Genomic DNA, 4142 nt, shown 5'->3' with positions numbered 1-4142 from the left:
TTGCCAAACTAGACAAAAAATACAAAGCCGATATTCGTAGTATCGAAACAGACAACATTCGAGATATCTTTCAGATTGAACAAAAAAGCGAAATAAAGAGTCGTCATTCGATAGTGGTTTCGTCGCAGTGCTTTTCTACTAAAAATGATGGCACTTTTGTACGTATGAACGACCTCGATGGAGATGAAATCGTAGGGTTTCCTTTAGAATCACTACGAGGTAACTCGAGATACGGCTTGGTCGAAAATTATCACCAAGGGTTTGCACGTATCAAAAAAGACCAAGTATTCGGTTTTTTGAACTACTGTGGCGACGAAGTAATCCCATGTCAGTTTGAAAAAGCCGAAAATTTTAATGATGGAAAAGCATTAGTAAAAAAGTTTGAATGGTACTTTATCGACGTTTATGGCAACGAAAGCGAATCTCTCGAAAACGTGGTTGATGCCAAAGCCTTGAAATATGGCATAAGCGTGGCAAAATTCAAAAACGGAAAATTTGCCTTAATTGACAATACCTACGACCAAACCAAAAAAGTTTTGTCCGAGTATTTTGATGAAATCGTTCCTTTCAATCGTGAATTATTACGAGTAAAATCAGGTAAATTTTTCGGTTTAATCAAATATGATGGTACCGTAAAAATTGATGCCATCTACGATAATCTGAGTGCCACAACCGAACAAGGCAAATGGATGATTATCGAGCAAAATAAAAGAATGGGATTGATGGACACCGAAGGGAATATCCGCCTCAAACCTGTTTTCGAAAGTATTATTCCTATGCCAGTAGATCCAAGTATTGCGAATGTTACACTCGGATTAGCCAAAGATGAAACAGGATTTAAACTAGTTGATTTTAAAGACCTTCGCACAAGTAAATCCTACTTGTCGATTGGCGAATTCAATCGATATGGATTAGCTCCTGTCAAAGATGGAAAATACTTTGGGTTTATTAATACCGACCTCAAAGTGGTAATTGACCCTGTGTATCGCAGCTTGGGCACTTTTAACCAGTATGGCTTAATCTCGGCATGTAAGGACGTGAACAATTCTGTGCGTTGTGGCTATATCAAACACGATGGAACTGAGGTAATTCCTTTGGCCTATGATGAAGTTGCCAACTTTAATAAATTTGGATTGGTGGTTGTCCGCGAAAATGCCAAAAACTGTAGTATTCCTGCTGGTAACTGCAAAGTAGATATGGTGTATGACAAAAATGGTACTGTAGTAATTGGTAAAACTAATGAGGTAGCTCCCATCGGAATACGATATGCCACCACCGATACTATCTTCAATGGGAATTATGTTGTAATCAAAACTTTTTCCCCAAATAAGGATGGCGATGAAGAAATGGAGTTTAACTTGGTTGAACGTCTCACGAGTCGCCGTATTACGACCCAGGGCTATAAGTCGATTCGAAAATTCGATGCCAATCAGCTATTCCCTGTCTTGAAAGAAGGCAAATGGGGCTTGATTGATACTTCTGGCCGTGTGGTAGCCAAACCTGCTTATAAAGAAATGTTGTATTCAACTGAGGGACTTTATGGCGTAAAATTTGACAATGGCAAGTATGGTTTTATAGATAAAAAAGGTAAAGTTCAAATTGCCTTCGATTACGACGAAATACGACCTTTCAACAATGGACTTGCGGTGGTGTCTAAAGGAAATGGCAAACTTGGAATTATTAATCGATTTAATGCCAAAATTGCCCCTTGTTCTTTTAATGAAATAAATATATTGCCTGCCACCAAACAATTTGAGCTTGTAGATTCATCAGGTGGAAAATTCATACTCAACAGCAATGGCGATTGTGTAACCAACTGCACGAAGTTTGATGAAATCCGTAAAATGGCTAATCAATAAAATTTTTTACTTTATTTTTGCAAAATCCATTATCAAATCAGATGATGGATTTTGTTTTTTTAAACCCTTATTTCCTTACCTAAAGGTCGTCTTATTATGTATTTGCAAAACGTAACTTTTAATATCGATACTCAATCCGAAGCAGAATTTTTATCATGGATGAAAACTCAGCATATTCCAGAAATTATGGAAACGGGACTTCCAACAAGCTTCAAAGTACTTAAACTTTTAACAGAGGTGCATAATGGTGGCTCAACCTATTCTTTTCAATATGCATTCGAAACAAAGCAACATTATGATATTTATGAAGCACTCCATTTTGATGGTTTGATTGCCAAGGTTGACCAACGCTATAAAGGAAAATATGTTTTCTTCGCAAGTTTACTACAAGAAATAGATGTCTAGGTATCAATGCTGAGTTGCTGATTACCGGACAAAACTGAATCTACGAGCTCTAGACAGTTATCGTGCAAAATTAGATTTGATTTTTGTGTTTTAGGGACAAGGCAACAGGCACAAGGCAAAGCGTGTTAAAATGTATTTAACGACTACGGACAAGCATTTTCCCCAAAGCCCACCGCCGAAACGATACCTGAAAGCTTAAAGCACAATCTTAAACTTTATTTTTTCAGGCCATAAGCTTTAGGCATTAAGCCGTAGGCTAAAGAAAAAAAGGTATTTTTATGAAAAGATAAAGCCTTTTTGCTTAAGGCATACGGCTTACAGCCTAAGGCACTCAAGTCAAATCTAATTTTGCGTGCTAACTTATCTTAGAAAAAATAAATACTAATTCGGATATATTTTATTTTTCTTCTAGCAACTGAATCAGTTCGCCTAAAGTACGAGGGTCGCTTGGCCTTTTGGCATTTTCCATCACAATTTCTCCTTTCTTATTAATTATCAAATATCTTGGAATAGCCTGAATCTTGAATCTTTTGGCAGCCTCAGAATACCATCCACCCTGTGAGAATAAGTTTAGCCCATCCGAAAGATTGTGCCTCTCAAGCCCTTTTTTCCAAATCACCTCTGACTCGTCCAAAGAGATAAATAAAAACGCAATATCATTCTTAAATTTACTTGGAATCGATTGAATCATCTTCTTTGAAAAGGGAAACTCCTCGATACATGGTTTGCACCACGTAGCCCAAAAATCGATATAAAGCACTTTTCCTTTGAGGCTCGATAAAGCGATGGTATCTCCTTTGATATTGACTGCCCTAAACGAACCATCCTTTGCCTCAAGGATTTTGGCAACCTCTGAGTCCTGCGACTTCAGGACGTTGCCACATTTATTTTTGATAATATTTGCCCAAAGTTCTCCTGATGAAGAAGCCGACAATGCTGCAAACACATTGCGGGCTACCGATGGCAATACTCTGTCACAATTGTTATAAAGTAAAAAAGCCAAATAATATTGGTAACTCAGTAATGGAAGATTATCACGGGCAAAATTATGCTTGTCGGTCATTGACTTACTTTGATCGCGATATTTTTCATAATCATGCGCTTTAGAATTAAAATAAGCTACATAATAATTTAAAAAACTACGATAAGAAGAAGAAATCAGGGCATCGTCTTGCAACTTCTTGGGATTCAAATCGGCCACCAATGTGCTTGGTAAAGCCATAACTTTATTGAGTGACACGTTGGTATTGCCCTTTACAATCGGAAAGGCCAATAAATAATTCCAATAATTCCAACGAATTTGATTTTCAATATAAGCCTTAAACCTAGGAGAAAACTTTTCAATATCTGGATATTTCTTATAAAAATCTGACTGAGCTTTTTTGGCATCAAACAAAGTCATCTCCCATGAATCAATAGCAACATCTTTCATTTGAGCCAATACTTTATCATCATTAAAATTATCAGCAAACTTTTCATTGAACTGTTGCAAAAAATTATTCTCAGCGCTAAGATTACCCTCAATTTTCAAAGATTTAGGCCAATCCTTCCCATCAATTTTCAATTTAACCTCGGCACCTCGTTCCATATAGAGCGTCCATTTCTTTCCTCTAAAACTCAGAACGACAATACCTTCCTCGGCAATTCCGAATTGAAAAGCATTAGAAAGACCAGAGGCAGGTAAATAAAATTCTGATTTTACCTTAGCATTCAAGAAGGATGGATCGTAATACATTTTGAGCGTGTCACGACCCGAATTGCTCATTTCTACCACAATAAGCGATTGCTGAGCAAATATTTGTAGGCTACAAAATAGTAGTGCTAAAACACCTATGATTTTTTTCATAAAAATTTACAATCTTGAATTATTCGAGCTGT

General features: G+C 36.9%; 3 protein-coding genes. 2 read left to right on the top strand and 1 reads right to left on the bottom strand.

What is annotated here, in order from left to right; translation table 11 throughout:
- Together ACOVQ4_RS12370 and ACOVQ4_RS12365 are read left to right on the top strand one after the other, a co-directional pair.
- On the top strand, positions 1–1859 hold a 1859-nt coding region (locus tag ACOVQ4_RS12370), incomplete at its 5' end, for a WG repeat-containing protein (RefSeq protein ID WP_421820953.1).
- 96 nt (positions 1860–1955) lie between these two features.
- A complete protein-coding gene (locus ACOVQ4_RS12365; RefSeq protein WP_421820952.1) occupies positions 1956–2264 on the top strand; it encodes a DUF4286 family protein in 309 nt (102 codons plus the stop codon).
- 397 nt (positions 2265–2661) lie between these two features.
- Here ACOVQ4_RS12365 and ACOVQ4_RS12360 read toward each other — a convergent pair whose 3' ends face one another.
- On the bottom strand, positions 2662–4110 hold the full coding sequence (locus ACOVQ4_RS12360; RefSeq protein ID WP_421820951.1) for a TlpA family protein disulfide reductase: 1449 nt from the start codon (positions 4108–4110) through the stop codon (positions 2662–2664).
- Positions 4111–4142 lie beyond the last annotated feature (32 nt).

The sequence above is a fragment of the Flectobacillus sp. genome, from assembly GCF_049240685.1.
In the GTDB taxonomy this organism is placed as follows: domain Bacteria; phylum Bacteroidota; class Bacteroidia; order Cytophagales; family Spirosomataceae; genus Flectobacillus.
The sequence above is the reverse complement of the archived record's forward strand: the minus strand, read 5'-3'. Positions and strand labels throughout refer to the sequence as shown.

Excerpts from the sequence above, each read along its gene's own strand:
- ACOVQ4_RS12365 (WP_421820952.1), top strand. The coding sequence starts at position 1,956 with ATGTATTTGCAAAACGTAACTTTTAATATCGATACTCAATCCGAAGCA.
- ACOVQ4_RS12360 (WP_421820951.1), bottom strand. The coding sequence starts at position 4,110 with ATGAAAAAAATCATAGGTGTTTTAGCACTACTATTTTGTAGCCTACAA.